Source organism: Rosettibacter primus, assembly GCF_036860675.1.
Lineage (GTDB): Bacteria > Bacteroidota > Ignavibacteria > Ignavibacteriales > Melioribacteraceae > Rosettibacter > Rosettibacter primus.
Genome location: NZ_JAYKGK010000003.1, coordinates 11,152 through 25,185, shown reverse-complemented (window position 1 = coordinate 25,185; position 14,034 = coordinate 11,152). Strand labels below are relative to the sequence as shown.

At 30.9% G+C, this 14,034-nt stretch carries 10 protein-coding genes; 7 read left to right on the top strand and 3 right to left on the bottom strand.

Going from position 1 to position 14,034, the window contains the following annotated elements:
- Nucleotides 1-473: 473 nt before the first annotated feature.
- Complete coding sequence (locus tag VJY32_RS04890) at nt 474-1,313, top strand: hypothetical protein (protein ID WP_353676778.1); 840 nt, start codon at nt 474-476, stop codon at nt 1,311-1,313.
- Here VJY32_RS04890 and VJY32_RS04885 read toward each other — a convergent pair.
- A complete protein-coding gene (locus VJY32_RS04885) occupies nt 1,310-2,650 on the bottom strand; it encodes a PhoH family protein (RefSeq protein ID WP_353676777.1) in 1,341 nt (446 codons plus the stop codon). The two genes, VJY32_RS04890 and VJY32_RS04885, sit on opposite strands and share 4 nt — an antisense overlap.
- 149 nt (nt 2,651-2,799) lie before the next feature.
- On the opposite strand from VJY32_RS04885, the gene VJY32_RS04880 reads away from it, so the two are divergent.
- Complete coding sequence (locus tag VJY32_RS04880) at nt 2,800-4,164, top strand: NAD-dependent succinate-semialdehyde dehydrogenase (protein WP_353676776.1); 1,365 nt, start codon at nt 2,800-2,802, stop codon at nt 4,162-4,164.
- 15 nt (nt 4,165-4,179) lie between these two features.
- Here the strand turns inward: VJY32_RS04880 and VJY32_RS04875 are convergent, their stop codons facing one another.
- On the bottom strand, nt 4,180-5,379 hold the full coding sequence (locus VJY32_RS04875) for a pyridoxal phosphate-dependent aminotransferase (RefSeq protein ID WP_353676775.1): 1,200 nt from the start codon (nt 5,377-5,379) through the stop codon (nt 4,180-4,182).
- 55 nt (nt 5,380-5,434) lie between these two features.
- Nucleotides 5,435-8,086 (bottom strand): DUF5916 domain-containing protein, encoded by a 2,652-nt coding sequence (locus tag VJY32_RS04870; protein WP_353676774.1) that lies wholly within the window; start codon nt 8,084-8,086, stop codon nt 5,435-5,437.
- Nucleotides 8,087-8,632: 546 nt separating this feature from the next.
- On the opposite strand from VJY32_RS04870, the gene rpmH reads away from it, so the two are divergent.
- Genes rpmH through VJY32_RS04845 form a run of 5 tightly spaced genes read left to right on the top strand, consistent with a single transcriptional unit; the run spans nt 8,633 to nt 14,001 of the window.
- Entirely contained in the window at nt 8,633-8,779 is a 147-nt protein-coding gene (gene rpmH, locus VJY32_RS04865; protein WP_353676773.1) for a 50S ribosomal protein L34, read from the top strand.
- A gap of 35 nt (nt 8,780-8,814) precedes the next feature.
- Nucleotides 8,815-9,213, top strand: a complete 399-nt coding sequence (gene rnpA / locus VJY32_RS04860) for a ribonuclease P protein component (protein ID WP_353676772.1) — start codon at nt 8,815-8,817, stop codon at nt 9,211-9,213.
- 2 nt (nt 9,214-9,215) lie between these two features.
- Nucleotides 9,216-9,425 (top strand): membrane protein insertion efficiency factor YidD, encoded by a 210-nt coding sequence (gene yidD / locus VJY32_RS04855; RefSeq protein WP_353676771.1) that lies wholly within the window; start codon nt 9,216-9,218, stop codon nt 9,423-9,425.
- A gap of 14 nt (nt 9,426-9,439) precedes the next feature.
- On the top strand, nt 9,440-11,287 hold the full coding sequence (yidC, locus tag VJY32_RS04850) for a membrane protein insertase YidC (protein WP_353676770.1): 1,848 nt from the start codon (nt 9,440-9,442) through the stop codon (nt 11,285-11,287).
- 20 nt (nt 11,288-11,307) lie between these two features.
- Nucleotides 11,308-14,001: a BamA/TamA family outer membrane protein gene (locus VJY32_RS04845; protein WP_353676769.1), complete on the top strand. Its 2,694-nt coding sequence runs from the start codon at nt 11,308-11,310 to the stop codon at nt 13,999-14,001.
- The last annotated feature ends 33 nt before the right edge of the window (nt 14,002-14,034 follow it).

Genomic DNA, 14,034 nt, shown 5'->3' with positions numbered 1-14,034 from the left:
GTGAGCCACATACACCTTGAACCAATCAAATTTGTCAACTTTAGAATGTGCTGCAATTCTCATTTTATCAGCGTGAATTTTATAGCTTTTATTGAGCCAGCCACTTTTTATGACGCGATAAATAGCATAAACAAGCGTATATAGAAATTTTTTTCTAAAAATGAATTTGAATCATCAATAATATTATGGAATAATCCACCCTCACGAATTGATTTGTTAAAATGTTAAATCACTTTGTAAATCTAAAATTTATACAAGCAAGCAATATGGTTTTAAAAATAATCTTTTCTTTAATTTTATTTCCCCTTTAAGAAGTAAAAACTTATTCAAAAAATCATTAATAAATCTAATGAGATCCTCATCTTTAATCCCTTCAACAAAAGATTTTATAAATATTTATCAGATAAAATAGGATGCAGTTAAACCATGAAATCAAATTGATTTGTCTATTATTAAAAATTTTTGGTGAGATTATGTTTATAAAAAATTATTTGAAAGGAATTAAACGACCTAAGCAATTGATTGGTAATTTTTTGCTGAATATAATTTTTGTCGCATCAATAATAATTATTGTAAATGGATGCAGCACTACACATCAAATAGTTAGCAAATGGAAATCAGATGATTTAGTTGTCGATGGAGATTATTCTGATTGGCAAAACAGACTTGAATATATTGAAGATGAAGATGCATCAGTTGGTTTTCAAAATGACAAAGATTATTTGTATTTGTGTTTGATTGTCAACGAGCCATTTAAAGCAATGCAAATGCTCAGAGCAGGATTTATTGTATGGTTTATTCCTGATGATGAATCAAAAATTATTGGATTAAAGTTTCCACTTGGAATAAGTAATATTGGTTTTGATAGAAAAGAAAGAAGAAATTTTGAAAAGAATGATGAAAGAGGAAATCTAGAAAAGATTATTGAACGATTATTTGAAAAAGAAAAGGATTTTGAAATTGTAGATAAATCCAAATATCCACTTTGGATGTATCCTCTTGAAAATAATAAAGGAATAAAAATTAAAATCTCAGAAAAATCAAATAAACTTGTATATGAATTGCAGATTCCAATTTCAAAACAACAGGAAAATAATTTTTATGTTCCTGTGACTGCTGGAGAGAATCTTAAAATTACTTTTGAAACATTAGAGTTAGAATTCCCATCAGATAAACGAGAAAATATGGGCAATATTCCACAAGGCGGATTTCAAAGGCCAGCAGGTGGAATGAGAAGAAATATGCCTGCTTTTACAAAAATAGAACCATTAAATTTTAGTGTAAGAGTAACATTAGTTAAGAGTGATTATTAAAGCAAATTACTTGCAAGTTCAGCAAGAATTGAACGTTCTCCTTTTTCAAGATTTACATGAGCATAAAGTTTTTGTCCTTTGAAATGTTCAATTAAATAAGATAGTCCATTTGACTGAGCATCGAGATATGGATGGTCAATTTGATAAATATCTCCTGTGAGAACAATTTTAGCACCTTCACCTGCGCGGGTAATAATTGTTTTAACTTCATGTGGTGTTAGATTTTGTGCTTCATCTACAATGAAATAAATTCTCTGTAAACTTCTTCCTCGAATATAACTTAATGGTTCAATCACAAGTTTTTCTTCTTTTATTAGTGAATTAATCAACTGATAATTTTTATCTGTTTCAGGAAATTGATCCTGAATAACTTTAAGATTATCCCACAAAGGCTGCATGTATGGAGCTAATTTACTTTCAACATCTCCGGGCAAATAGCCAATATCTTTATTGCTTAAGGGAACAATGGGACGTGCGACATAAATTTGTCTATAATTTTTTCTAACATGAAGTGAACATGCCAGAGCAAGAAGTGTTTTTCCTGTCCCGGCTTTTCCTGTTAATGTAACAAGCGGGATATCGGGATTGCACAGTGCATTTACAGCAAAAGTTTGTTCTGCATTGCGAGGTTTAATTCCATAAACAACTTCTTTATCAATCCTTTTAAATTTTTCCATTTCTCTATCAAGAACAGCAAGTATAGAACGATTTGAATTTCTCATTATAAAAAATTTATTAGGCACAGCTTCTGTTTTAATCTTTTTTAATATTTGTTTTGCAGGAACTTCGTATGGAGGTTGATATAGTTTTTGTAAAATGTCATCATCAAAATTTTCAATTACAGCTTTGCCACTGTATAACTCTTCTATATTTGGGATACGGTCGGTAGTGTAATCCTCGGCAGGAATTCCAATGGCTTTTGCTTTCATTCTGAGATTTACATCTTTGCTTACAAGAATTACTTTTCCTTTCTCTTTATTTTGTTTAGATGCTTCATAAGCAGCACTTAGAACACGATGGTCAACATTGTCCTCTCTAAAAATATCCTGAATTTCTTTATTTAATCCTTTTGTTATAACAATTCTTACTTTTCCTTTACCGCGCCCAAGCGAAACCCCACCGTTAAAAATTTCATTGCCTGTAATTGAATCAAGTGTTCTCGCAAATTCGCGTGCGTTTAAATTAATTACTTGATTTCCTCTTTTGAAGTGGTCTAACTCCTCAATTACAACAAGAGGAATTATGATATTGTTTTCTTCAAAGTGATGAATGCAGGTCGGATCATGCAAAATAACATTTGTATCAAGAACAAAGGTTTTAGGATTAGATTTTTTCATACAGTATATGAATTTTCAAATGTCATTAAACTATGATTAAAATATTATTTAATTCTTAGTCTAAATTCTTGATAACAACTTACAAAATTTTTTTACTAAAATCGAAATTCACTAAATTATATTTGAATTAAATTTCTTTGGGGGAGAAAATGGCTATTCAAACTATCAATCCCGCAACTAATCAAATAGAAAAAACTTTCGAAGAGTTTTCTTTGGAAAGTGTATTTAACATTATTGAAAATGTTTATAATACTTTCCAGAACTGGAAGCAAACAACTTTTACTGAAAGAAATTTATTGATGAAAAATGTTGCAGAAGTATTGAAAAACAATAAATATGAATATGCAAAAATTATTGTCACTGAAATGGGGAAGCCAATAACACAAGCAATTTCTGAAATAGAAAAATGTGCATGGGTATGTGAATATTATGCAGAGAATGCAGAAGAATTTTTGCAGAAAGAATTTATTTCAACAGATGCTTCTGAAAGTTATATTCAATTTGACCCACTTGGAATTGTCTTTGCAATTATGCCATGGAATTTTCCTTTCTGGCAGGTATTTAGATTTGCAGCCCCAGCAATTATGGCAGGAAATGCATGTATTCTTAAACATGCATCGAATGTTCCAATGTGTGCTTTAACTATTGAAGAAATTTTTGAAAAAGCAAATTTTCCTAAAAATTTATTTAGAGCAATTTTAATTGGTTCTTCAGAAGTAGAAGAAGTAATTAATCATCCAAAAGTAAAAGCAGTTACTTTAACAGGAAGTGAATTTGCAGGCAGACAGGTGGCTAAATATTGTGGAAAATTATTAAAAAAATCTGTAATGGAACTTGGAGGCAGCGACCCATTTATTGTACTTGAAGATGCTGATATTGAATTGGCAGTAAAAACAGGCGTAACCGCAAGACTTATAAATAATGGGCAGAGTTGCATAGCAGCAAAAAGATTTATTGTTGTAGAAAAAATTTATGATGATTTTGAAAAAAGGTTTGTTGAGCTGATGTCAAAAGTAAAAATTGGAAATCCAATGGATGAATCTACACAACTTGGACCAATAGCAAGAGAAGATTTACTAAATGAACTTGAATTTCAAGTAAGGTATTCAGTTGAATGTGGAGCAGTAATTTTATGCGGTGGAAAGAGAGTTAACAGCGAAGGTTTGTATTTTGAACCTACTGTTTTGTCAAATGTTAAAAAAGGTATGCCTGCTTACGATGAAGAAATTTTCGGCCCTGTAGCTTCATTAATAAAAGTAAAAGATGAAGAGGAAGCAATTGAAGTGGCAAATGATACAAAGTTTGGTCTTGGGGCATCGTTGTGGACTCAAAATATTGACAAAGCAAAATATTATGCAGGAAAGATTGAAGCAGGTTCTGTGTTTATTAATGGCATGGTAAAAAGTGACCCGCGCTTGCCATTTGGGGGAATAAAAAATTCTGGTTATGGACGAGAATTATCTCACTATGGAATAAAAGAATTTGTAAATATTAAAACTGTATGGATAAAATAAATTTACAATAAAATATTATTCTAATTTTGATATTGCATTTTTAATTCTGCGAGCACCTTCCATTAAATTTTCCTGAGATGTTGAATAAGATAATCTTATATATCCTTCTGCACCAAATACACTCCCAGGAACAACTACAACTTTTTCGCTCTGTAATAAATAAAGTGCAAAATCAAATGATGTTTGAATAATTCCAGTGTCTGTTTTTTTACCAAAGAAGTGAGAAATGTTGGGGAACAAATAAAATGCACCTTGAGGTTTGTAGCATTTTATTCCTTTGATTGATATTAATTCATCATAAAGAAGATTTCTCCTTTTCTCAAATTCTTTTCTTGAGTATTCTAAAAAATCCTGTTGGCCTGTTAATGCTTCCAGTGCAGCTTTTTGAGAAATTGAAGAAGCATTTGATGTGCAATGACTTTGAATTTTATTCATAGCATTAATTACTTCGGGAGGTCCAGCTGCATAACCAATTCTCCATCCAGTCATTGAATACGATTTTGAATGTCCATTAATTGTAATTGTTTTTTGTTTTATTTTTTCACTTAATGATGCAATGCTTACAAATTCATAATCATCATAAATCAATTTTTCATAAATCTCATCTGATAAAATATAAAATTCACTTTCTTCAAGTATCGGGACGAGTTTTTCAAGGTCTACTCTTGAATATATACTTCCAGTTGGATTGGAAGGATTACATAGAATTAATAACTTTGTTTTATTAGTAATTGCGCTTTTTAATTGTTCTGGAGTGATTTTAAAATCTGATTGTTCATCAGTGTGAATAAAAACTGATTTTCCGTTTGAAAGTGCAACAATGTGTGGATAAGAAACATAGTATGGTGAGGGAATTATTACTTCGTCATCATCTTCGACAATTGACATAATTGCATTGAAAATACTGTGTTTTGCTCCTGATGATACAATTATTTCTTCTGGGTTGTATTCAAGTTTATTTTCTTTCCTGAGTTTTTCAGAAATTGCTTTTCGAAGTTCAAATATACCAGAGTTAATTGTGTATTTTGTAAAATTATTTTCAATAGATTTAATAGCAGCTTCTTTAATGTTTTGTGGAGTGGGAAAGTCAGGTTCTCCAACACTTAAGTCAATTAAATTTTCTCCCCTTGCTTTCATTTCGATTGCTTGTTGAGTAATTTTTATTGTTGGGGAAATAGTAATTTTATTTACTCTTTTAGAAAGATTTAGAGCCATATTTTATTTAATAATTAATTGGAATAAAATTTTTAGTAAATCAATTTAATGTAAATTATAGATTAAACCAATATGAGAACTTAATCATGAAAATATTATTTCCTGTTGTCTGCCATAAATTTTTTATATCACGCTTGAAATCAAATTCTCCTGGATTATCTTCATTAAACTGGTCATGAGACCATACAAAATATAAAATTGAACCGGGTTTTACTTCCCATCTTAATACTGCAGTACCTCTTAAGGATTTGAAATTGAAATCAGGATTTCCGAATGAAAAGGGTATTGCAGGGCCATTTCCATCCGGGTCAACAATATATTCATTATTGTCTTCATTATATTTTATGGTGGAATTATTTTGACCATAAATCAAATATGACATGCTCTTGGGTTTGCTGAGTTCTTTAAATTCCTGATAATCTCCTACAGCAAAAAATGGCTGCAGATAAACCTGAAAAGTTAATGATGGAGTAAAAGCCCAATTGAGCCTTATGTTTGCCGATAAAGTATGTTGAATTATCTTGCCAAAAACATATCTTTTATAATAAGTATTTACTGCATAAGAGTCTTCAAATTTATCAATCCATTGAGTTGGATTGATAGAATATGAGAACGAAGGACCAATGCTGAATTTTATTTGTGAATTTGGTTTCCAATCTAAATCAATTCTTATTCCTTCGTATACTCCGCCAAGTTTATCTTTTCCAAATTCATTTTCAAATTCCAGTATAATTTTTTTTCTTTCATCAGTTTCTACATTGAACCATATTCCCCATTCTGCTGGATTTTTAGCTAATGGACCACCTCTTGTAAGTGAAGGACTAAAAGCTTCGAATTGGTAACTTCCACCAATTGCAATGCTGTAATAATTTGTAAATGTTCCTTGAAATCTTCCCCAGATAAAATTGCTAATAATATTTCCATCATAATTATAAGATCTTGCGTGAGCCATAAAAATAAATTTTGACCTGAATATTTTCTCGGGTTCGAACCATCTGTATCCCAAAACAATATGTGTATTAATTTTATCGGCATTCCATTGGAAACCTAAATCGTTATGTTCAAATCCTGGTGAAACAGCTCCAACAGCTGCATTTATGTAAAAATTTCCTTCTTGCTTGTTTAGCATAAGTCTGCCATAATAGCCTGAAAGAGAAGTTCTTGAAGAATCAAGTTTTAAAAAGGTTGCATCAGGTCTTTGAAGATATCGATAAGGTCTTTGCTGAAGATCAAGTAAATATTCTTTGCTTCCTTCTACATAACTGCCGGCAAAAGCTCCTGTTAATACATAAACTTTTGATTCATCTAAAAAAGTCCATCCATCTATTCCAAATGTATATGCATTTTTTGATAAAATATTTTTTAATGAATTTGTGTGTAAATCCCTGTTAACTGTAGTGAACATGAAGCCAATTGCTTGTTTCCCATCATTAAATTCTTTTTTTGTTCTAAGAATTCCATAATGAGATAAAGGTTCTATTTCTTCATCATGGTTTATTCCATTATTAAAAATTGTTGCATAAGTTCTTTCTGTAATAGCGCTGATAACCCCAATTGAAGTTGTTTCATTTAATTTGCCAGTAAGTTTTGCAGCACCTAATATTCTGGTTTCTGAAGGATATTTTACAAATTCATTATCAGAAACATCTCCATGTGGATGGGCTCCAATTCTTCTTGAGTAAAAAAGCTCCGGCCAACCAAAATTAAATCCCCAGTTATGATTTGCACCGCCAATTCCAAAGTAAAAAATATTTGAGCCTTCTATAAAGAATGGTCTTTTTTCTTCAAAGTAAGATTCAAATGCTGTTAAATTAATTACAGCTGGGTCAACTTCGACCTGACCAAAATCGGGATTAATAGTTCCATCAATATTTAAGTTGCTTCCTACTCCTATCTTAAAATCTGTACCAAGTGAGGTTTTATATTGATTACTTTTATAAAATGGGTCGTTAGCATCATGCACAAGATATTGAGCTTTTTGAACAATGTAAGGAAGAATTTCAATTCTTTGTTTTGGCTTTATTCCGTTTAGTCCATCAAGAATAGCAAAACGAGAGACAAAGCCGCTTTCTTTTTTAGGAACCATAACATAATAGGCTCTTTCATTTTTTCTTTTTATCTCTCTTGCAAAATTTATTCCCCATTTCATTTTATCAGATTCCTTAAAACGAAGTTGTGAAAAAGGGATTTTCATTTCAACCGTCCAGCCTTTGTCGTCAATTTTAGTTTTAGCTTCCCAAATTCCATCCCACGAATTATCGTCCCAGCTGTCGTTAAACAATACTCCATCGATTATAGAGCCACCTGCATTTACTATAAAAAAGTAACCGCTCTTTTTATCATTATACGGGTCAACATAAAAAGCAAACCAATCTGAAAGCATATAGTTATCACGCCTTGTTAAGCTTGCATCTATTAGTTCTGGATGAGAATCGAAACATCTTGCAGCCACATAGATATTTTCTTCATCATAAGCTATCCAGACATGAGTTTCTTCAGATGCAGGCATCCCTTCATTAGGGTCTCTTTGTGTAAAATCTTTAATTGGAGGATTTTGCCAGATAGGTTCATTTAGATTGCCATCCAGAACAATTTTAATATTTTCTGTTTTCAAAGCAGAAACAACTTTATCGTTGTTAGTTTTTCCTGCAGAAAAGAATAATGATGGTATAAATAAAAATGTCAGAATTTGTAATGTTTTTTTCATATTTATCTCTTTTTACTCAATATTTTGCATTCTTCTAACATTTAGACTTAGCGCCTCAAAAAAAGTTACTATTTCTGGAAAATTTATTGTATTCATAAAGATTCTTATTACCGAAAAAATTTTTTAATGATATAAATCAAACTAATTCATTAATTAAATTATTAGCTTCACTATGTAGAAAATTTGAACAACAAAGATAATAAGTTAATTCTACTTTATTAATGTTCTTTTTTGATAATGAATGTCTAAATGAGACATACTAAATGGTTAATGAGCAAGATTTGCGAAGAAATAAGAAGAACTTTTGCTGGCACATTCATTGACTTAATTTATAATGTATTGATAATAATTGTTTGAAAAGCTTGAAAAAGAATTAAAGGCGGCGGTTATTCTGGTGGACAGTAAATCGGCTGGGCTGTTCGCCGGGATTTCCGCTCTCCTTTTTTATATTCAAAATCATTACCACTTCAAAATTCCCACTAAGTTTTGGTTATTAAACATAATTTGAGTAATTTTGCGCACTTTCAAATGAAAATTAGGTAGAAAATGAAAAGAACATATCAACCGCACAATAGAAAAAGAAAAAATACCCACGGCTTTCGTGAAAGAATGTCAACAAAAAATGGTAGAAAAGTACTTGCAAGAAGAAGAGCAAAAGGCAGAAAAAAATTAACTGTTAGTGACGAACGCTGATTAAATTACCTCGCATCAAAAGCGAGGAGGTTCATTTGAAAATATTTGGTCTTTCTTCAAAAGAAAGAATCAAAAAGAAAAAAGAATTTGAACTGGTCTATACAAAAGGCGAAGTTGTTTATTCTTCTAATTTTAATTTGAAAGCAGTTTTTTATATCGATAAAAAACCAGATTTCACAGGTGTAAAAATTGCTTTTGCTATTTCAAGAAAAAGTGGTAAGGCGGTCTGGAGAAATAGGTTAAAAAGACTTTTACGCGAGTCATACCGCCTTAACAAGCAAATTTTAAAAACTTATTGCGAAGAAAAAAAAATTTGCCTGTATATAATTTTTGCTTCAAATACATTAAATGAAGTAAAGAATAAGAAAATTAAATTATGCAATATTATGCCCGATGTTGTAGATTTGATGAACAAGATTAAGTTAAGAATTTAGAAATGCGATTTATCTTTATATATTTAATTAAAATCTATCAAAAAATAATATCACCGCTCTTCCCTTCATCCTGCCGGTTTTATCCAACTTGCTCGCAGTATGCTGTAGAAGCTCTGTCAAAATACGGCGTGCTGAAGGGAGGAACTAAAGCTGTATGGAGAATTTTAAGATGTAATCCATTCAGCAAAGGCGGATATGATCCACTTGAATAATTATAGGGATTCTAATGGATAAACAATCAACAATTGGATTTATTCTAATCGGAATAATTTTAATTCTCTGGCTCTACTGGAATACTCCCACACCACCCCCACCACAACAACAACAAACTGATACTACACTTGTTCAAAAAGAGATTATAAATGAAAAAGAAAAAAAGATTAATGAAGCTCATGATGAAAGTTCAACTAAAACAGATACAACTTTTAGCGGAGTAATAAAACCTGAGCGAATAATTACAATAGAAACAGACCTTGCAAAAATTGAATTAACAACTCGCGGTGCTAAAATTAGGAAATATTATTTGAAAAAATATGAAACATGGTATCATAAGGAATTTGATAAATCTGATTTTTATAACCGCCATGTTCAGCTTGTTAATACTCAGCAGGGTGGTGATTTCAATATAATTTTTGTTACAAAAGATGGTAAATTGGTTAACACTTCTAATTTTGACTTCGATTTTAACGCAGATAATTATTATTACAAATTAAGCGACAAAGATTCTCTCGTATTAACTTATAATTTTACTACATCTGATAATAGAACTATAAAAAAGAATTTTACTTTTTATGGCAACAATTATGCGGCTGATGTTGATATTGAATTTGATAATTTTGATGATATTATAAGCAGCTACAGATATGATGTTGTATGGAATAATGGAATCAATTTTACTGAAAAAAATTCAGTTGACGAAGCAAATCACTCAAATGCAAGTGTTTATGCTGGTGATGAGCAAACAATTATAGATGCTACACACGAAGACGAAAAATACACAAAAGATATTAATGGAAAAGTTGACTGGGTTTCCGTAAGAAATAAATATTTTACCGTTATTCTCTCACCTGAAAATCCAAGTGATGATGGCGGTGCATATATTGAAGGATATCATAAACAAAGTCTTCTTGGTGTTCGTGAATATTACAGCATGAGTCTGAAAGTTCCTTTCAAAAATCAGAAGTATCAAAAAGATTCTTTCAAATTATATTTGGGACCAATCGATTACGATGTTCTTAAAAGTTACGGGAAAAATTTTGAAGTTATAGTTGATTTCGGAAGTTTCTTCGGTTTGAAATTTATAATTCGTCCAATTTCTGAATATGTTCTTTTACCATTGCTTCAATTTCTTCATAAGTTCATCCCAAATTATGGTCTAGTAATAATTGTACTTTCAATAATTATAAAATTTGCACTGCATCCATTAACCCGCCAGAGTATGAAGTCAATGAAAAAGATGCAGATGCTTCAGCCAAAGATAAATGAAATCAAAGAAAAATATAAAGATGATCCGCAGAGAATTCAAAAAGAAACAATGAAACTTTATTCAACTTATGGGATTAATCCAATGGGTGGATGTTTGCCTATGCTTTTGCAAATGCCAATATTAATTGCTCTGTGGAGTCTGTTTAATAATGTTATTGATATAAGACAGCAGCCTTTTGTATTATGGATAGATAATTTATCTGCTCCGGATAAAATTTATAAACTACCTTTTAAGATTCCTTTATTTAATATTGATATCATAAGTGGACTTGCACTTTTACTTGGAATAACAATGTTCATCCAGCAAAAGCAAAGTATTAAGGACCCGTCTCAAAAAGCTCTTGTTTACATTATGCCAATAATGTTTACACTGATGTTTATGGGATTTCCATCAGGATTGAATCTTTATTATTTTATGTTCAATCTACTCTCAATTGTTCAGCAATATTATATAAATAAAAGGAAAGATGATGTTGAACTTGTACCTGTAGCAGACCCAAAGAAAAAGAAAGGGTTCATGGCTCGGATGATGGAAGCAGCAGAAAAGCAGGCTCAAGCACAAAAGAAAACAGCTCATAAAAGAAAATAAACTACGGTCTGGTAACCGGTGTGAATAAAGCATATAAATTTTTCATAATTATTGCTTTAACTGCTTCTATGTTTGCGCAGCCAAAAGATACGCTGCGGTTAAATCTGATAGATAAAAATTTACCATTTGGGTTAACTAAAAAAATACCTGCTAATCTTCCCAAAATTGGGATTGCATTAAGTGGTGGGGGGGCACGTGCAATTTCTCAACTCGGAATATTAAAAGCTTTTGAAGAAAAAAATCTTCCAGTAGAAATTATTGTTGGAACAAGCATGGGAAGTATAATTGGCGGACTTTATTCTTCTGGTTACAATTTGAATGAACTTGATTCAATTGTTGTATCAACTAATTGGGGAGATTTTTTCTCAATTGAACAGACAAATAGAAATGAATTATTTGTAGAACAGAAAATTACACAGGATAAAGCTGTTGTAACATTTAGACTGGAAGGACTCAAGCCATTAATTCCGAAATCTATACTCTCAGGGCAGCGCGGTGCCAATTATCTAAATTTACTTGCGTTGAGTGCACCTATAAAATCAAAAAATAATTTTGATGAACTGCTTTATAAGTTTAGAGCAATATCAACAGATTTAGTTTCAGGCAAGGAAATTATTCTTTCAGAACCTCCACTTGGACTTGCGTTGCAGGCAAGTTCAAGTGTTACTCTTCTTTTGCCTCCAGTCAAAAAAGATTCTTATAATTTGGTTGATGGTGGACTTGTAGCTAATATACCCGTAAAAGAAACGCGAAAACTTGGAGCTGATATTGTAATAGCTGCAAATACAGTAAGTCCGCTTTATCAGGAAAGTGAATTAAATTATCCATGGGTAATTGCAGACCAGTTAGTTAGTATCCCGATGCAAATCTTAAATGAACAACAACTTGAAGAAGCTGATTTTATAATTCAACCCGATTTGCAAGGAAGAAAAAATACTGATTTCGATAGCTTAAATGAACTGGTCGCGAAAGGTTATGAAGCAGCAAAAAAAGTTGTTGATAATATTGAGAAGAAATTCGAATTACAATTTAAAAATAATTTACAATTTCAAAATGAATATTTGACAAATGTTTTTATTGTTAACAATTCTTTCAGAATAGATACAATAATAAATACAGAACATTATGATTTAATAAGCAAGAAAGATCTGTTGTACAAACTTTATCTCTTGCAGCGAACTGGTAATTTTAAAGATTTATTCTATGAAATAGTTAAAGATAATAATAAAACACTTGTTACTCTGCATGCCATTTATAATTCTAAAATAGAAAGTTATGAATTGAGTGGTGATTCATTATTAACAGCAAAAGATTTTACAGACATTTTAAATCCTCTTCTTGGCAAACCATTTAATCCCGATTCGGTATTGAAAGCACTTCTTCAAATTTTGCATCTCTATCGCTCAAAAGGTTATGTTCTAACACAGATAGAAGAAGTAGATTTCTACGAAGATTCTAATAAACTTCTAATAAAAATTAATGAAGGAAAAATTAATAAAGTTTTTGTAGAAGGAAATGAAAAAACAAATGAAAGAATTGTAACAAGGGAATTTCCACTTAAACAGGGCGATTATTTTAAATATGAAGATGCAAAAAAGGGTTTATCAAATCTTCGCAGTACAAATTTATTTGAACAGGTTGAATTATTAACAGAAAATAATTCTGGAAAAAATGATATCAAGATACGATTGATAGAAAAACCATCAAGTGTTTTGCGTTTAGGTTTTAGAGTTGATAATGAAAATTATTCACAAATGTCAGTTGATATTCGTGACGAAAATTTTAATGGGACAGGAACTGAAGTTGGAGCAATATTATCCGGTGGAATCAGAACACGTTCATATATTTTAGAACATAAGGCCAACCGTGTATTTGATACATATTTAACCTATAAACTAAGAGCATTTTATGAATTCAATGATGTGAATGTTTATAGCAACGATACGACTGCAGCATTCAACAGATTTATTCGAAATAAAATTGGAGAATATAGACAAATATTTTATGGTGGGTCATTTGGTGTTGGAACTCAAGTTCAAAGGTTTGGTAATTTACTAATTGAAGCAAGATTTCAACAGGACCAAATTAAAAATAAGTCTAACTATTCTATCCCAACTTATAAATCAATGATATCAAGTATTAGATTTACACTTTTTATTGATTCTCAAAACGATTATCCTTTTCCAAGTGAGGGATTTCTTGTAAGAACCTTTTATGAAACTGCTCAAGCAGCATTGGGCGGTGATGTAAGTTATACAAAATTTTACTTTGATTATAAAAACACTTTTAGCATAATTAAAAATCATACAATGATTTTCAAAACAATTTTTGGTTTTGCAGATAAAACTTTGCCACTGAGCCAGCAATTTTCACTTGGTGGACAAAATTCTTTCTTCGGGATGAGAGAATATGAATATCGAGGGAGACAAATTTTTCTTACTTCACTCGGCTATCGATATAAATTACCTGTGAAACTTTTTTTTACAACATATGTTAGTCTTCGTTACGATTTAGGCTCAATATGGAATCAGAAAGAAGAAATTCGATTTAAAGATTTACGACATGGAATTGGAGGAACAATTTCTTTCCAAACTCCAGTAGGACCAGCTGATTTTTCGTTCGGGAAAAGTTTTTATATTAAAAATACGCTTCCGAAAAATATTGTCGTTTGGAGCCCAACATTTTTTTACTTTACGATAGGATATTATTATTAAAAAGAAGACGAACATTTTACAAATATTAAATAA

What these genes read in the sequence shown, in the direction of transcription:
- VJY32_RS04890 (WP_353676778.1), top strand. Translation starts at nt 474, where the DNA reads ATGTTTATAAAAAATTATTTGAAAGGAATTAAACGACCTAAGCAATTG.
- VJY32_RS04880 (WP_353676776.1), top strand. Translation starts at nt 2,800, where the DNA reads ATGGCTATTCAAACTATCAATCCCGCAACTAATCAAATAGAAAAAACT.
- VJY32_RS04885 (WP_353676777.1), bottom strand. Translation starts at nt 2,650, where the DNA reads ATGAAAAAATCTAATCCTAAAACCTTTGTTCTTGATACAAATGTTATT.
- VJY32_RS04870 (WP_353676774.1), bottom strand. Translation starts at nt 8,086, where the DNA reads ATGAAAAAAACATTACAAATTCTGACATTTTTATTTATACCATCATTA.
- rpmH (WP_353676773.1), top strand. Translation starts at nt 8,633, where the DNA reads ATGAAAAGAACATATCAACCGCACAATAGAAAAAGAAAAAATACCCAC.
- yidD (WP_353676771.1), top strand. Translation starts at nt 9,216, where the DNA reads ATGCGATTTATCTTTATATATTTAATTAAAATCTATCAAAAAATAATA.
- yidC (WP_353676770.1), top strand. Translation starts at nt 9,440, where the DNA reads ATGGATAAACAATCAACAATTGGATTTATTCTAATCGGAATAATTTTA.
- VJY32_RS04875 (WP_353676775.1), bottom strand. Translation starts at nt 5,379, where the DNA reads ATGGCTCTAAATCTTTCTAAAAGAGTAAATAAAATTACTATTTCCCCA.